This is a genomic window from Pedobacter vanadiisoli, assembly GCF_042684385.1.
GTDB lineage: Bacteria > Bacteroidota > Bacteroidia > Sphingobacteriales > Sphingobacteriaceae > Pedobacter > Pedobacter vanadiisoli.
Genome location: NZ_JBHULL010000011.1, coordinates 1 through 16344 on the forward strand (window position 1 = coordinate 1; position 16344 = coordinate 16344).

Here is a 16344-nt window from a genome sequence, read left to right on the forward strand (position 1 = left end):
TTAGGCATAAAAACCTTGACGATATATTAATGTGCCGCTACCGTTTTAGGTAATCTGATTTATAATTTAAGAAAAGTAATCGTTCTTTGCCTTAAATAAAATATCAAAACAAATCTAAAGGACGATCCTGGAGAGGGCAAAACATATTTCGTCATTGCGAGAAGGAACGACGAAACAATCTTTCATGCCAGTAATTCTTGCTATAAGAGATTGCTTCACTCCTGCACAAACCCCCTTCTTCAGTTCGCAATGACGAAATTAAGACCAAAAACTCACGTTAATTATGTAAACGACTTGATAAAGATCCTGAAACAAGTTCAGGATGACGATTCGCTTTAAATCTACTTCACCAACCTCACTTCATATATATTGGCTATAGCTGATCCCTGATCGGCAAGGAATTTCACTTCTAAATCTGCTTTTAACAGTTCTTTTGGGATCTGGTATTCCTGCGTATAAAAAACATTCCCCTTGCTCCCATCCAGCTTTACATTTTCAATTGTAACGCCATTGATCAGTATAGAGAAGTTTTTGTTCTTTTCCTGCCCAAAATAGGTTAATACAAGCTTATTGGCTGATAGATCTTTGTTTTTAAGTACATAGCTAAACCACGCTTTGCCATTTCTAAAATGTCTTTCCTGGTAAGTTCCGTTATCCGTTTGTTCTCCCTTAAAATTGTGGTCAGATTCTGGCTGCTGTTCACCTGTATTAATCAGATCTACCGTTTTCTGTTCCATTTTCATCTTTTCTTCTTCAGCCTGCTTAATCGCCTTTGCACGTGCAGGCAATGCTTCAGCACTGCTGTAAGGAAAATATACCACATACCGCTTTTCGGCAAGGGTGTAAAAAGGAACTAATTTTAACGATTTGTATTTGGGCTGAAAGATCGCATTTTGAGCGTTAAAAGTTAAGTTATTTTTATCCGTCAGCGTAATTTCATTTGCGAGCGTATTTTTTGCACCGGTAACCAATGGTGCATCAGCAATCGGTAATAAAGCTCCTGAAGCAATATGCCCCATCCTGCTTCCATCAGCTGTTAAATTCGGCTGGTTTAAAGTATCCAGTTCAGCAGCGAGTACAATCGGACCGTGAAGGAAAGCTACCCAATCAGAGCCATCGGGCATAAATTCTGTAGTGGTATGCATCGGCAAGGAAATCTTAACCACATCGCCGGTACTCCAAATACGATCGATACTGGCATACCCATTTGCCCCGCTTTTGGCAGTTACCTTTTTTCCGTTGATCAGCACAGCCATTTTCCCCTGCTCTGCCCATGCAGGCTGACGGAAATGCAAGGCAAAACGCTGCTTGCTTTTTAACTGAAGTTTGACCGTTGTATACTCAGCATCCGGGAAAAGGGTTTGCTGCGTAAGCTGAATGCCTTTTTCTTTCCAGTTTAAGGTTGAAGGGATAAAAAGATTCACATATACATCATTCGCACGGTGCGCATAAATCAGTTCTCCGTATTTTCCATGATTTTCCAATCCCGAGCCTACACAGCACCAGAAGCTTTCCTGCGGACTTGAATAGGTACGGTAGTGACCTGGCCGCATTGGCGTAAAATAGACAAAACCGCCTTCGGGCCGCTGCGAAGAAAGGATATGGTTATACAGTGTACGTTCGTAATAATCAAGGTAGGTATTTGAAGGAGCAGCTAAAAACAACTGTTTAGTCAGCTTCAGCATGTTGTAAGAATTGCAGGTTTCGGGTCCCTCGCGCGATTCTGTCATCGAAGAAAAATTATTGGCAGGATGAAAATGTTCTCTTACACTATTTCCACCAATGGCTACCGTTCTGTGTTCTACTACTGTTTTCCAAAAGAAAGCGGCTGCATCTGCCCAGGCAGCATCCTTATCCAGCAAAGCAATCTGCTCGAAACCAATTACTTTCGGAATCTGCGTATTTGCATGCAAACCGTTCAGCGCATCCGTATTTTTTAATAAAGGATTGAGAATGGACTGATCTGAAAACCGTTTTGCCAATTGAAGGTACTTTTGGTTACCCGTTATCGCGTAAACATGAGCAAAAGTTTCATTCAATCCACCATGTTCGCTCTTTAACAATTCCTGTATTTGCTGATCAGATAAATTGGAGACCATATCGATACACCAATCCGTCAGTTTAAGGAGCATCTGCTTTGCTTTTGCATTGCCGGCGACAGCATAAGCATCATAAAGCCCCGCATAAATTTTATGGATATTGTACAAGGGCACCCATTTTCCATTGAGCGAAAAACTGGATGATTTGATATTTCCGGCTTTAATCTCTTTCCAGATGGCCTTACCGCCAGGGATACCCGCCAAATAGCCATCGCCATTTTGGAGCTGACATTTATCCAGTTCAGCGATCATGTATTCGATGCGCTCTTTCACTTTTATATCTCCGGTAGCAGCATACATTAAAGCCAGGGCCGATAAATAATGTCCGCCGATATGCCCGTCTAACCCTGTATTTTCCCAGTTCCCATAAGATGCAGCCTTGGGTTTTAGCCCTGCTTCTCTTAAATATGGTGCTAAAAGCCTATCCGGATCTAACGAAAGCATATACTGTTTATCGGTTTCCTGGGCTTGTTTAAAGGGGCCCTCGAGCAAACGGACTTCTGTTAAGCTAAATGGCTGTAAAGCAGTTTGCCCGAAAACAGTTCCACACAAAGTGCTTATTAAAACGGTGGCAATTATTTTTTTCATTTTTAAAATTTTCTTAATAAACAGGTATCATTTAGTTTCCATCCGGTTTAACCATTGTACTTTTCGGACTTTCAGGCCAATGCCAATTTGCCGGCTTATCTGGCTTCGAAGGATCAAATTCCGGCAGATCATTTACCAGGTACCGGGCAATTCCCAATTTCTGCTCTTTAATACCTAAAATAACACATTGTGCAATTTCGTAGGCACCATAGGGGTTAAAGTGCGTATTATCAGCCAAAGCTTTATCCTGACCGGGGTAACTATTGGCCGGATAATGAACAAAGGCTTTTTTCGACGCTTCTTCGCCCAGTGCATTAAATAATATAGTGGTCATGGCATTTAGGTCAATCAAAGCTACTTTTTCCTCATCAGCTACCTTTCGTGCAGCAGCCGGAAAATCGCCCAGGGAGTTTACAATTTTTCCATCAGGGCCGAAAGATCTCCGGCTGGTTGAGGTTAACAAGACCGGTATCCCACCTTTTTTCTTTACTTCCGAAATGAATGTTTTTAACCTTTTTGTATAAGATTTAAAGGCACCATCATTTGGCCCCTGGTCTTTTTGATCGTTATGCCCAAATTCAATGAACAAATAATCGCCAGGTTTCATTATGCTTAAAATCTTTGTTAACCGCTTGCTGGCCAAAAAAGAGCCTAGTGTTAAGCCAGACTCAGCATGATTGGCAATGGCAACACCTGGTTTAAAAAAGCGGGGAATCATTTGCCCCCACGATGCCCAGGGTTCATCGTCCTGGTTTACCACTGTTGAATTTCCAGCCAGAAAAACAGTAACCTGGTCTTCCACTTTGCTAATTTCGAGTGCCTGCAATGCCGCCTGGCCATCAAATTCCAGAGTCAGCTTATCATCCCAGTCAAGTTTGTTGAGTTCGCGCGGTTTTAAAGAAACAAGCTCACCATTGGCAATATGCTTATCTTTAACATTTACGATAAAAGTTTTTATGAGCGACTGTCCGGCAGCAGTTTTCACATTTTCGAGCATTAGCCTTCTCGATTCTGCCTTTATTGTACATGATGCAGCATTTTTAGGATCACCCAACCTAACCGTTATTTTATAGTTTCCTTCAGGAACTGCAATAGAAAAATAAAATGGCCCGGCACTTTTAACCGGATGAGGGGTTAAAAAATTCTTAGCTCTCCCGTCTACAGCTTCAACCTTCGAATCAAAATCAAAACCATAGCCCTTTTCTTTGGTGTAAACATCGGTTGATAAAATTGGTGTATAACCCTTGACAAGCTTCCCGGTACCAAAATCAAATTTGTAATCGATTTTTTCTTGTGCATGCAATATATTGACCACTAAGCCCAGAAAAATGAATGGCTTGATAAATTGTTGGATGCTCATATTGTTAGGGTTTATTACACAGCCGGCCCGACGATTAAATCTATCTGAACGGTGCACTCATAAATTTGGTTAAATAAACGTCTTACAGACATTTATAAAACGAAGATATAAAAACAATTGCCAAATAGGACAGGAATGAGCAGAATATCTAAAAATTTGATGTTTTTAATTTAACCCGCATTCTTATCAAAAACAAAAAACAACAAATATTTATTTTTTAATACTAATTAAAACTACAAATTAATAGTATTTAAAATACTAAATAAACTGACGCTATTTTTAATAAAAAAAGATTGATACGATAAAACATCCACCAACTATAACATAAACAATATTTTATAACATAAAATCAACAAAAACTTAACAATTTTTGCCACATAATCAAAAAAAAATAAATATAAATCATAATAAATCAATTAATTACGATAATAAATTCGTAAATTAACCCATTATTAATATTAACCCAATATATAGGGACTTTTTTTGTATACGAACTTAAAATATCGCATATAAAAAAACAGAAATGATATTATTAATAAAGATTTTGTTCATAAAGTTCATTTTTAAATGATAGAATTTGTAGTTTTATACACACTTATTCAGTTCATTCATTTTTGATTTTTTAGAACAATTCGACTTAACGAATTCGTATATTAGTCTAATTAATAATACACACTAATTATAACACTAAAAAACTGTGTTATTGTGTATTACGGCAGGCATAAAGAACCATTATGTTTTGCTTAGAATTATCCACCAAACAGAAGTAGTAGAAAAATCTAAAGCCATGAACAAACACGCTATTATTGGAACCACACCCTTCGAAATCCCTGACAGTAAATTGGTTTTACATTTACAAAAAGTAGATTGCTTTCCTGTTCTCAGTCTTGGGCACCATTTAACTGAAGCCCAAAACGCACTTCAATCAGTTTTAGCATCAGGAATCAACGATTTTGGTGTGAGCATTAATTCGGCTGCATTACTAGATATTGATCTGCCTGCCGAGGTAAGCTTAATTATTATGCCTTACGATTTTGCATTGAAACCTAAAACAACTGCAAAAATCATCTACCAGGTGTTCGATCTCGATGCTGCCTTAGCCGCACAAAAAAACGGTGCTGCCGGAATTATTGTAAAAGGTAACGAAGGCGCAGGCCGTGTAGCTTACGAATCTTCTTTTGTACTGTTTCAACGGATTATTAAAGCGGTTAACATCCCGGTTTGGGTTCAGGGTGGCGTGGGTATACATACTGCTGCCTCTTTAATGGCCCAAGGCGCGGCGGGGATTATATTGGATAGCCAACTGGCTTTATTTCCGGAGTGTTCAGCTCCTGAAGATTTAAAAAATGTTTGTGCTAAATTAAGCGGTACCGAAACCAAACTGATTGATAATTGCCGCGTATTGGCCCGACCTAATTCTCCGGTGTTGGCAGAGGATGCAGATTATGCTCAACTTCAAAAATACTTTAATGGTTACGAGCTGGAAACCAGCTACCTCCCAATGGGTCAGGATATTGCCTTATCCATTGACCTGGTAAACAAATATAAAAAGCTAGATAAACTGGTTTTCGGCATTAAAGAGGCCATTTATGGTCATTTAAAACAAGCCAAAGCCATTAATATAATTAAAGCAAAAAACCCGCTTGCGCAAGACCTGAACATCACCTACCCTATTGCGCAGGGTCCGATGACCAGGGTAAGCGACGTAGCACCTTTCGCCGATGCCGTTTCTGAAGCCGGTGCCTTATCATTTATTGCACTTTCCTTATTAAAAGGTGCATCAGCAAAAAACCTGATCGAAGAAACCAAAAAACTGGCCGGCGAAAAAACCTGGGGTGTAGGTATTTTGGGTTTTGCACCACAGGAACTCAGGGACGAGCAACAGGAATATATTTTAGAAGCTAAACCTCCTGTTTTATTGATTGCAGGCGGAAGACCTTCGCAAGCTAAACCATTTGAAAAAGCAGGGATCAAAACCTTTCTGCATGTACCTTCTGCCTCCCTTTTAGACATGTTTTTGAAAGAAGGCGCTAAACGCTTTGTATTTGAAGGCCGCGAATGTGGTGGCCACGTTGGCCCCCTGTCCAGTATGGTATTATGGGAAAAACAGATCGAACGTTTATTAAAGGAAGAAAACGCCGATCAGATCAGTGTTTTCTTTGCAGGCGGAATCCACGATGCTTTTTCAACCGCTTTTATTTCAGTAATGACAGCGCCTTTGGCCGCTAAAGGAATGAAAATAGGTGTATTGATGGGCACAGCTTACCTGTATACTAAAGAAGCGGTGAGTACAGGTGCCATTTTAGCCAAATTCCAGAAAGAGGCCATGCAGGCCAATGAAACCGTATTACTGGAAACTGCACCAGGACACGAAACCCGCTGCCTAAATTCTGCTTTTGCTACTTTCTTTAACGAAGAAAAACAAAAACTTCAGGCAGAAGGCCTTGATAAAAAAGAAATCTGGGCTAAACTAGAATCACTTAATGTTGGCCGTTTACGCATTGCTGCAAAAGGCATTGAAAGACGCGGGGATGAACTGGTAGAGATAAACGAGGCGGAACAGACAGATCTGGGCATGTACATGATCGGTCAGGTTGCACCTATGCACAAAGAAGTAATGTCGCTGCTCGATCTTCACCAAGATGTAGCCGACGAAAATTATACATACATTTTAAATGCCCAGCTTCCTGCACCTCCGGTTAATAAGGCAAAATCGCTTGATGTGGCTATTGTGGGCATGGCCTGTATCTTCCCTGGTGCCAAAAACCTCGAAGAATACTGGCGCAATATCATTTTGGGTAAAGATTCGGTAACGGAAGTACCCGATGAAAGATGGAACAAAGAGTTGTATTACAACCCCGACTCTACAGATGGAGATATGTCGCACTCTAAATGGGGCGGTTTTATTCCGAGGATAGATTTCGATCCATTGGAATTTGGTATTCCTCCACAATCGCTTGCTGCTATTGAGCCTACCCAACTGCTTACCTTAATGGTAGCCAAACAGGCTATGCAACATGCCGGTTATGCAGATGGCGGCGTAGATAACGAAAATGTTTCGGTGATTATCGGTGCCGAAGGTGGAAACGACCTTGCCAACAGCTACAGTTTTAGGGGTTACTATAAACAGGTTCTCGGCGAAATGCCTGCAGAACTGGATGCAGTCTTACCTAAAACCACAGAAGATTCTTTCCCTGGCATTCTGGCGAATGTTATTTCGGGTAGGATTACCAACAGGTTAAACCTGGGCGGCAGGAATTACACTGTTGATGCAGCCTGTGCTTCATCACTTGCTGCAATCGATCTCGCTTGCCAGGAATTGTTCCTGGAAAAATCGGATATGGTTTTGGCCGGCGGAGCAGATCTCCACAATGGAATTAACGATTACCTGATGTTTTCGAGCACACACGCACTTTCTAAAAAAGGGAGATGTGCCACTTTTGATGCCGAAGCAGATGGAATTGCCCTTGGCGAAGGTATCGCCATGATCGTATTAAAAAGATACGAAGATGCTTTACGCGATGGCGACACCGTTTATTCTATTATTAAAGGTGTTGGTGGATCGAGCGACGGAAAAAGCCTTGGCTTAACCGCACCACGTAAAAACGGACAGGTAAATGCATTAGAGAGGGCTTACAGCCAGGCAGGGATTACGCCTTCGCTTATCGGTTTGGTTGAAGCCCATGGTACAGGTACCGTAGTGGGCGATAAAACCGAAATCAGCGCCTTAACCGATATGCTTAACCAATCGGGGGCAACGGCCGGACAAACGCATTTAGGATCTGTAAAAACGCAGATTGGCCATACCAAATGTGCTGCTGGTATTGCTGGCTTAATCAAAGCTTCATTATCGGTTTACCATGGCATTAAACCGCCGACCATTAATTTAAAAACCCCTAACAGCTTCTATAATCCGCAAACCAGCCCTTTTGCTTTTCACACCGAAGCCGGTTTATGGATGGAAGAGAAAAGATATGCAGGCGTTAGCGCTTTCGGTTTTGGCGGAACAAACTTCCATGCCGTACTGGAAAGTGCAAAAAACACTGAAGATAAAAATTCAATCATAAAATCCTGGCCATCAGAACTCTTTGTTTTCAGGGGCGATACTTATGAAGAAGCCAAAACCCGGGTAATCTCTGTAAAAAATCTTTTAGAACTGAACGATCAGATCGAGCTGAAAGATATTGCCTATAGCCTGGCAACGGCAGATAATAAACCGGTTCAATTGAGCATTGTAGCCAATCATGCTGAAGACCTGGTGATGAAAATTGATCTTGTTCTCTCTGGCGTTGAAAGCAAAGACACCTACCTTACCCAAAAGCAAGATGGTAAAGTGGCCTTTATGTTCCCCGGACAAGGAAGCCAAAGGGTTAATATGGCGAGAGATCTTTTCGTGGTTTTCCCGGAAATGAGAAAATTGCTAAAAGCTTATCCTGAATACGAAAAAATCTTATTCCCGAATACCGTATTTAACGATGCCGAAGCAAAAGCACAAAAAGAGCGTATTAAAGATACCCGCATGGCGCAACCGTTATTGGGTATTGTAGATCTCGCAATCGCTAATTTCTTAAAATCACTGGGCATTGTTCCAGATATGGTTGCCGGCCATAGTTATGGCGAATTGCCTGCGCTTTGTTTCGCTGGTGCTTTTGAAGAAGAGGCCTTAGTTTACCTGAGTGCAGAAAGGGCAAAATCAATCTTAAACGCGGTTGAAAATGGTGATCCGGGTACAATGCTTGCCGTAAGTGCAAAACAGGAAGATCTTACACAATACCTCAGCAACATTGAAGCGGTTTATCCGGTAAACTTTAATGCGCCAACCCAATGTGTAATTGCCGGCAGCACCGAAGCCATCAGCAAATTAGCTGCTGTTTTAAAGGAAGCTAAGGTATCTTTCCGTCCGCTTGAAGTAGCTTGTGCTTTCCATAGTCCTTTGGTAACCAAATCTAAACAGCTTTACCAAAATGTATTATCAGGCGTAAACTTCAGTGATCTTAAAATTCCGGTATGGTCTAACACTACAGCCAAAGAATATCCAACTGAAGCTGATGCAGTTAAAGAACGTTTGACCGACCATTTGATAAAACCTGTCCTTTTTGTTGATGAGCTTAGGGACATGTATGCTGCCGGAGCCAGGGTTTTCGTAGAAGTTGGCCCTGGCAAGGTGCTAAGCGGATTAACCAAATCCTGCATTGGCAAAGACGAAGTGATCTTACATACAGAAGATCAGGGCCAGAACAAACTCAGCAATTTATTGGGTACACTGGCCGGTTATATGGCCACAGGCCGCGAAATCAAACTCGAAAAATTATTCGAAGGCCGCTCTGTTAAAACCATTAAACTGGACGAACCTTCTGCTTATAAGAAAAGTCCGGCCATCTGGCATGTGAACGGTCAGCATGCTGTTCCCTCAACCGGTAAACTTCCGGCAAATGGCGCATCACCTATTACTAAACCGATTATCCTTATGAATAACACCTCTACACTAACTGAAAATCAACAGGTTAATAGCTCAGCCAAAGACTTGATGATGCAGGAATACCTGTACAGCATGAAAATGCTTATTCAGGCACAACGCGATGTAATGCTTTCCTTTTTAGGTCAGGCTCCTGCCGCTATGCCTTCGCAGTTCATTAATCAACCTTTAACATCATATCATAACCCTCAGCCTGTACCTGTAGAAAACCAGATTACGGTAAAACAGGAAATACCGCAAGCACAAACCATTGAAACAATCGCCCCTGCAGCGGTACAAAAGGATATCAAACAGGTGCTTTTACAGATCGTTAGCGACAAAACAGGCTACCCACAGGAAATGCTGGGCATGGAAATGGATCTTGAGGCCGATTTAAGTATCGATTCGATCAAACGTGTCGAAATTATCGGTGCCCTCCGTAACGAACTGGGTGGTTTTTCTCAATTGAACCTTCCCGAGGATAAAATTATGGAGCAGCTTGCCGGACTTAAAACCTTAAGCAGCTTGGTAAACTGGATTACCGAAAATACGGCACAGCCAAAAGCTGTTGCTGCAGCTGCTCCCGTTGCAACAGCAGCCAGCGAACCTGAGCAGGTAAAATTTTCACTTGATCAGTTAAAATCGGCCATTCTTGAAGTAGTGAGCGAAAAAACAGGCTATCCTAAAGAAATGCTGGGCATGGATTTAGATCTTGAAGCAGATTTAAGTATCGATTCGATTAAAAGAATGGAAATTATTGCCTCGCTTAAAGAAAAGATCGGTTTCGGTTCGCAAAGCGACCAAGCTGATGATTTAATGGAAAAATTGGCCGCTATCAAAACCTTAAATGCACTGGTTAACTGGATTGCAGAGGTTGAAACGGAAAGCTCGGAGGTGCTTACAGAAGCAAAAAAGCTTATTGAGGAGAGCATCGATGATCAAACGGTTAAAGAAAAGTTATCCCGTTTAAGATTCGAGTTAACTCCTGCCGCATTGACCATTACTGAAGCAGCCATTTTAAAAGGACAGCGTTTTGCCCTGACCGATGATGGTGGCGGACAAGCAATCAAAATCAAAAAAGTGCTGGAGAAACATGGTGCCATTGCCGACCTGGTCAACTTTGAAGATTCGTTGGATGGTTACCAGGGCCTTATCATCCTGAATATGTTCGAAGCGCAACGAAAAGTGGGTATTCTGGATCATTTTGCTACCATTAAAAAATTAAATTTTGATACCGTAAAATGGGTATACCTGATAGCAGATACCAAACAATATTTTAATGATCAATCAGACATTTCTTTCTTAAGAAATTACCAGGGTTATTCGGGTTTCTTTAAAAGTTTAGACCGTGAATACGAGCATACCAAATGCCGTTTCATCAGTCTGGAAACGAAAATGACGCCTGATGAAATCACCAATATCACCTTAAACGAAATCCTGAATCCGGACAAGCCTTCAGAAATCATTTACAACGACCACAAAAGGCATATTATGGAGCTGGTACCGCAGCCTTTAATTACAGAGACCGATGCACATATCCATTTGGATAAAGATGCAGTGGTAATGGTTTTAGGCGGTGCACAAGGCATAACTGCCGAACTGATGATCCATTTCGCAAAAGATTATCCTTGTAAATACATCCTGGTTGGCCGTTCAGCAAACCCGATCGCATCTGCTAATGAAGCGAGTTCTTCATTAAAAACCAAAGATGAGATCAGACAATACCTGATTAAACAGGGCGAGATTAAAAAACCTGCCGAAATTGAGCAGGAAACCAACCGGATTTACAAAAACAACCAGATTTTACGTAGCATTAAAACTTTGGAAGAAGGTGGTTCAACAGTAATTTACGAATCCTTAGACTTAAAAGACGAAGAGGCCTTAACCCGCTTAATCAACCAGGTTTACCAGGAATATGGCCGTATAGATGGTGTGGTACATGGCGCAGGCTTACTGGAAGATAAATTGTTCAGCAGTAAAACTTCTGAATCTTTTGGGCGTGTTTTCGACACCAAAGTAACCCCATTAAGGGTATTGGCCGAGCAGTTACGTCCTGAAACCCAGTTTGTAATTCTTTTCTCGAGTATTGCTTCTGTTTATGGAAATCGCGGACAAACGGACTATGCTGCAGCAAACAGTGTGATGGACAAATATGCCTGGGCCTTAAAACAGAAAATACAGGGCAAGGTAATGGCCATTAACTGGGGGCCATGGAAAGGTGCAGGCATGGTTTCACCAACCTTAGAGAAAGAATATCAAAGAAGGGGAATTGCCCTGATTCCTTTACAGGATGGCATGGAAACTTTCTTGAACGAACTAAAATATGGTAAAGAAAGCCAGGTACTGATCATGGCCGGAAACACCTGGACATAGAAGACCTATTGCTAATATTTTTAACTGATAGCCGTCATGACGCTGTATTATAAATATAGAACTCTCATCCTGAGCTCAACGTGACAAATTTGATTGCATCACAAATATGATACAGCCTCATGACGATCGCCTTAGTTAAATAAAAATAGTCAGTACAGTTAAATTAATGGAACCAAGATTAGAAACGTCCCCTAAGCGAACAAGATGAAGAAAAGCGATGTAGCAATTATTGGAATGTCATGCATTTTTCCCGGTGCAAAGGATATGCAGGCCTTTTGGGAGAATATTATTAACCGGGTAGATGCTACGCAACAGGTTCCGGCCGACCGGATTGATCCCGTACACTTCGACAAATCGGTAAGTGGGGTCGATCGTTTTTATTGTAACCGTGGAGGTTTCATACCCGATCATCAGTTTGACCCACAGCGGTTCGGCATTTTACCCCTGGCTGTTGAAGGTACCGAACCCGATCATCTGTTAACTTTAGACCTGGTTCACCAGGCACTGGAAGATGCGGCCGTATTTGAAAAAAAATATTCTCTCGATAAAACAGGCATTATTATCGGCAAAGGCAACTATGTGGGGCCTGGGGCAACCCGTGCCATCGAAATTGTGCGCACAGGCGAGCAGATTTCGAGTGTATTAAAAGATTTGATGCCGCAACTCACCGAGGCTGAAATCGAAAAGGTAAAACACGAATTTCAATTGCGTAAAGGCCGTTTCAGCGCTGATACTGCCATGGGACTGATCCCCAATTTAGTAGCTTCATTAGTAGCAAACCGGCTTAATCTGGGTGGATTGGCTTTTACTTTAGATGCTGCATGTGCCAGCTCACTCCTTGCAGTAGACCATGGTGTACAGGAACTAAACAGCGGCCGTTGCGACATGATTATTGCCGGTGGCGTACATTTAGGACAGAATGCCGCTTTTTGGAGCATATTTTCCCAACTTGGTGCTTTATCCAAACAGGAAAAAATTAAACCTTTTGATCAAAATGCCGATGGTTTGATTATTGGCGAAGGCTGTGGTTTTGTGGTGCTTAAACGCCTCGAAGACGCCATCAGGGATCAGGACAAAATTTATTCGGTGATTAAAGGCGTAGGCGTCAGCAGCGATGGCAGCGGCACCAGCGTCATGAGTCCATCGGTTAAGGGCCAGTTGAAAGCCATTACCGAAGCCTGGAAAAATGCAGAACTGGAAAGTAAAAACATTGGCTATTTAGAAGCCCACGGTACCGGCACACCATTGGGCGACAAAACCGAGGTAGAAACCTTAAAACAATTTTTTGGTCAGGATGCCGGCCAGCCAAAGGCGGGAATCGGTTCTGTTAAGTCGAATATTGGCCATGCCATGCCTGCAGCAGGTATTGCGGGTTTAATCAAATCGAGCTTGGCATTGTATCATGGCATCATCCCCCCTACTTTACACTGCGATGAGCCTATGGCTCAGCTCGCTGAAACCCGTTTTTCGGCAGTGCAAAAAGCAATTGACTGGAATCAATCGGGCCTGCCTAAACTGGCGGCGGTAAATGCATTCGGTTTTGGAGGAATTAATGCCCACGTGGTTTTAAGTGCTTACGAAACTGCCAAAAAAGATGAGGTTTTGGTCATTGCAAGACCGACTCACGAAAGCCTGATCCAATCGCTCGAAAATGGCGATTACAGCGTTGGGCAGGGTAATTTCAGGTTAGTATTGTTTAACCCTGGCGCTGAAAGGATTAAAAAAGCCTTAAAAATTGTGGCAAAAAATTCTCCCTGGAGAAATAAACAAGATATCTGGTACACCAATAAGCCCTTATTGGCAGATAATGGCAAAGTTGCCCTTGTTTTTCCGGGCCTGGACGGGCTCGCTGGCGGGGAAGTAAAATCTGTTGCCGAGTATTTTAATATCGATATCGATGAAAACAACAAGCAGGATGGCCTGTTAAGCGAGGCACTTAATATCCTGAACAAAAGCAGTGTTTTAGATCAGGCGTTAAAGCAACTGGGTGTTAAATCAGATATGAATGCAGGGCACAGCCTTGGCGAGTGGCTTGCAGCAAGATCTTCAGAGCTGGCAGAAGAAAGTTCGGTAATGAATTTACTGAATGTACTCAACCCCGAAACTTTCGAACTGAAGGATTCGCGTTTTATTGCCGTCGGTTCCGGTTTAGATAGCCTGCAGCCCATTATAGAAAGCATCCCGGATTTATACCTCTCGAACGATAACTGTCCTCAACAGGTAATCCTTTGCGGCAGCAAAAATGCGCTTGATGAACTCGTTCCGATTTTAAAAGCAAAACAGATTTTCCATCAGATCCTCCCATTCCAATCGGGTTTCCACTCCCCTTTTGTGGCCGATAAGCTGGGCCTGATCCTCGAAGGCATGCAGGATATGCAGTTCAGGAAAACAACTACACCGCTTTGGTCGGCTACTACTTTGGAAACTTATCCAGAGGGTTTCGAAGCCATACGCCAGTTAAGCGCCGAACACCTGATCAAACCGGTTCGATTCCGCGAACTTACCGAAAAACTGTATGCAGAAGGCGCACGTGTATTTATCCAGGTAGGTTCAGGAGGCTTGGTAGGCTTTATCGACGATACATTAAGGGGTAAAGATTTTAGTACCATCAGTGCCAACGTACCCATCCGTTCGGGTATTACGCAATTGCAAAGGGTTTTGGCAGCACTTTTTGTCGAAGGAAAAGAAATCGGGCTTAATTATCTTGGCAACATCAAATCAGCACCACCTCAAAAAAACAAAGGGATTAAACTCGAGCTCGGTTCGCCTATTATCCATAACCTGCAAACACTTAAAGGCTTAACCATTAAACAAGCTCAACCAATAAAACCCAAAACTTTTGAGGAGGCAAAACATCCGGTTTTACAGGCATTTAATGAGAATGTGCTGGAAATGATCAATATGCAGAGCGAAATGATCGAACTATTCGAAAATACCACTTTACAGACCAACCAGCCGGGCAATTGGGCACCTGCCAAACCAATAAAGCCGATCAGGCAGCCTTTCAGCCAAAAACTTGATGTAAGCCTGGAAAACTGTCCTTACCTTATTGATCACTCCCTGCTAAGGCAACCAAAAGGCTGGCCAACAGTAGAAGATATGGATCCGGTGATCCCGATGACCATGATTTTTGAAGTGTTTGCTGAGATTGCCAACGCACAATCGCCAGAAGAAAAAGTGCATAAAATTATGAACATGCGCGTTTTTCAATGGATGAACGTGGTTAAACCTTTCCAGGAAACAGTAACCGGCGAATGGAAAGACGAACAAAGGGTTTACCTGAACCTCGAGCGTTTTGCCAATGCAGAAGTGCAGCTTGCAGCACAGTTAAATGCTGCTCCAAACCGGAATTTCGATATCGGAAAATTACTCGATATAGACCGAACCACCGAGCAGATTTACGATGCGCACATGTTCCACGGACCTGATTATCAGGGCATCAAAAAATTAATCGCTGTTGGCGAAAAAGGAATTACCGGCATCATTGAAGCTGCAGGTGGAAAAGGCTCACTGCTCGATAATGCGGGCCAGCTGTTTGGTTTATGGCTTCAACTTACTTTAGAAAAAGACCGGATTGCTTTCCCCGTTAAGATCCAGGAAATTGAATTTTTCGGAGATATGGCCGACCAAAAAGGCACCTTCGAATGTACCTGCGTGCTTACCGAAATTAACGATGAATTTGCCACGGCCGATATCATAATGAAAAGGGATGGCATTACCTGGTTGATTATTTCAGGCTGGCAAAACCGAAGGCTGGAGATAGATGAGCCACTTTGGAATGTATCAATGTCGCCACTCCACAACCGTTTATCCGAAGAAGTTGCCCCTGGTGTTTTCTTTTTCGGCAATGCTTATTCGCGTGTGGTATCCTGGGATTTTATCCTGAAAAGGTATTTCAACCAAACAGAGAAAAAGCACCATCAGAACCTATTGCCAAACAAAAGAAGAACCTGGATGATCAGTCGGGTGGCAGCGAAAGATGCCGTTCGGAATTTGCTGAATACACAGAAAAATCAGGCCTGTTACCCCATTACCTTCGAGATTTATTCTGATGAATACCGCAAACCTTATGTTAAGGGCGGCTTAACAGATAACATCAATATTTCGATCGCCCACAAGGGTACCGACGCCGTCGGCATAGCCCGTTTTAATGAACAGGTAGGCATAGATATCGAACAGATTGAAGAACGAAGTGCAGGTTTTTTTGACCTTGTGTTCAACGATCATGAAATGGCCCTGCTCGAAAACCGCGACAAAATTGAATGGGCAACCCGGTTTTGGGTAGCCAAAGAAGCCTATGGAAAATACCTGGGCAAAGGCTTACAGGGCAACCCCAAAGCCTATACTGTTGAAGCAATCAACGGCGAAGAGTTACATATTAATAACACCGTAATCAAAACAATCAAACATAAAAACTATATCATCGGATGGACACTATCACTACAAAATTAAGCAGCGAAGAAATCTTC

Annotated in this window: 4 protein-coding genes; 2 read left to right on the top strand and 2 right to left on the bottom strand. The window is 42.3% G+C overall.

Annotated features, from left to right (window positions below; all coding sequences use genetic code 11):
- Window positions 1-341: 341 nt before the first annotated feature.
- Together ACFSR6_RS14460 and ACFSR6_RS14465 are read right to left on the bottom strand one after the other, a co-directional pair.
- Window positions 342-2687, bottom strand: coding sequence for a beta-L-arabinofuranosidase domain-containing protein (locus ACFSR6_RS14460; protein ID WP_379080061.1), 2346 nt, complete (start codon window positions 2685-2687; stop codon window positions 342-344).
- A gap of 31 nt (window positions 2688-2718) precedes the next feature.
- Window positions 2719-4047: a rhamnogalacturonan acetylesterase gene (locus tag ACFSR6_RS14465; RefSeq protein WP_379080063.1), complete on the bottom strand. Its 1329-nt coding sequence runs from the start codon at window positions 4045-4047 to the stop codon at window positions 2719-2721.
- Window positions 4048-4834: 787 nt separating this feature from the next.
- Between ACFSR6_RS14465 and ACFSR6_RS14470 the strand changes: the two genes are divergently transcribed.
- The gene (locus ACFSR6_RS14470) at window positions 4835-11875 is read left to right on the top strand and encodes an SDR family NAD(P)-dependent oxidoreductase (RefSeq protein ID WP_379080313.1); all 7041 of its coding nucleotides are present in this window, start codon (window positions 4835-4837) and stop codon (window positions 11873-11875) included.
- 204 nt (window positions 11876-12079) lie between these two features.
- The gene (locus ACFSR6_RS14475; protein ID WP_379080065.1) at window positions 12080-16327 is read left to right on the top strand and encodes a beta-ketoacyl synthase N-terminal-like domain-containing protein; all 4248 of its coding nucleotides are present in this window, start codon (window positions 12080-12082) and stop codon (window positions 16325-16327) included.
- Window positions 16328-16344 lie beyond the last annotated feature (17 nt).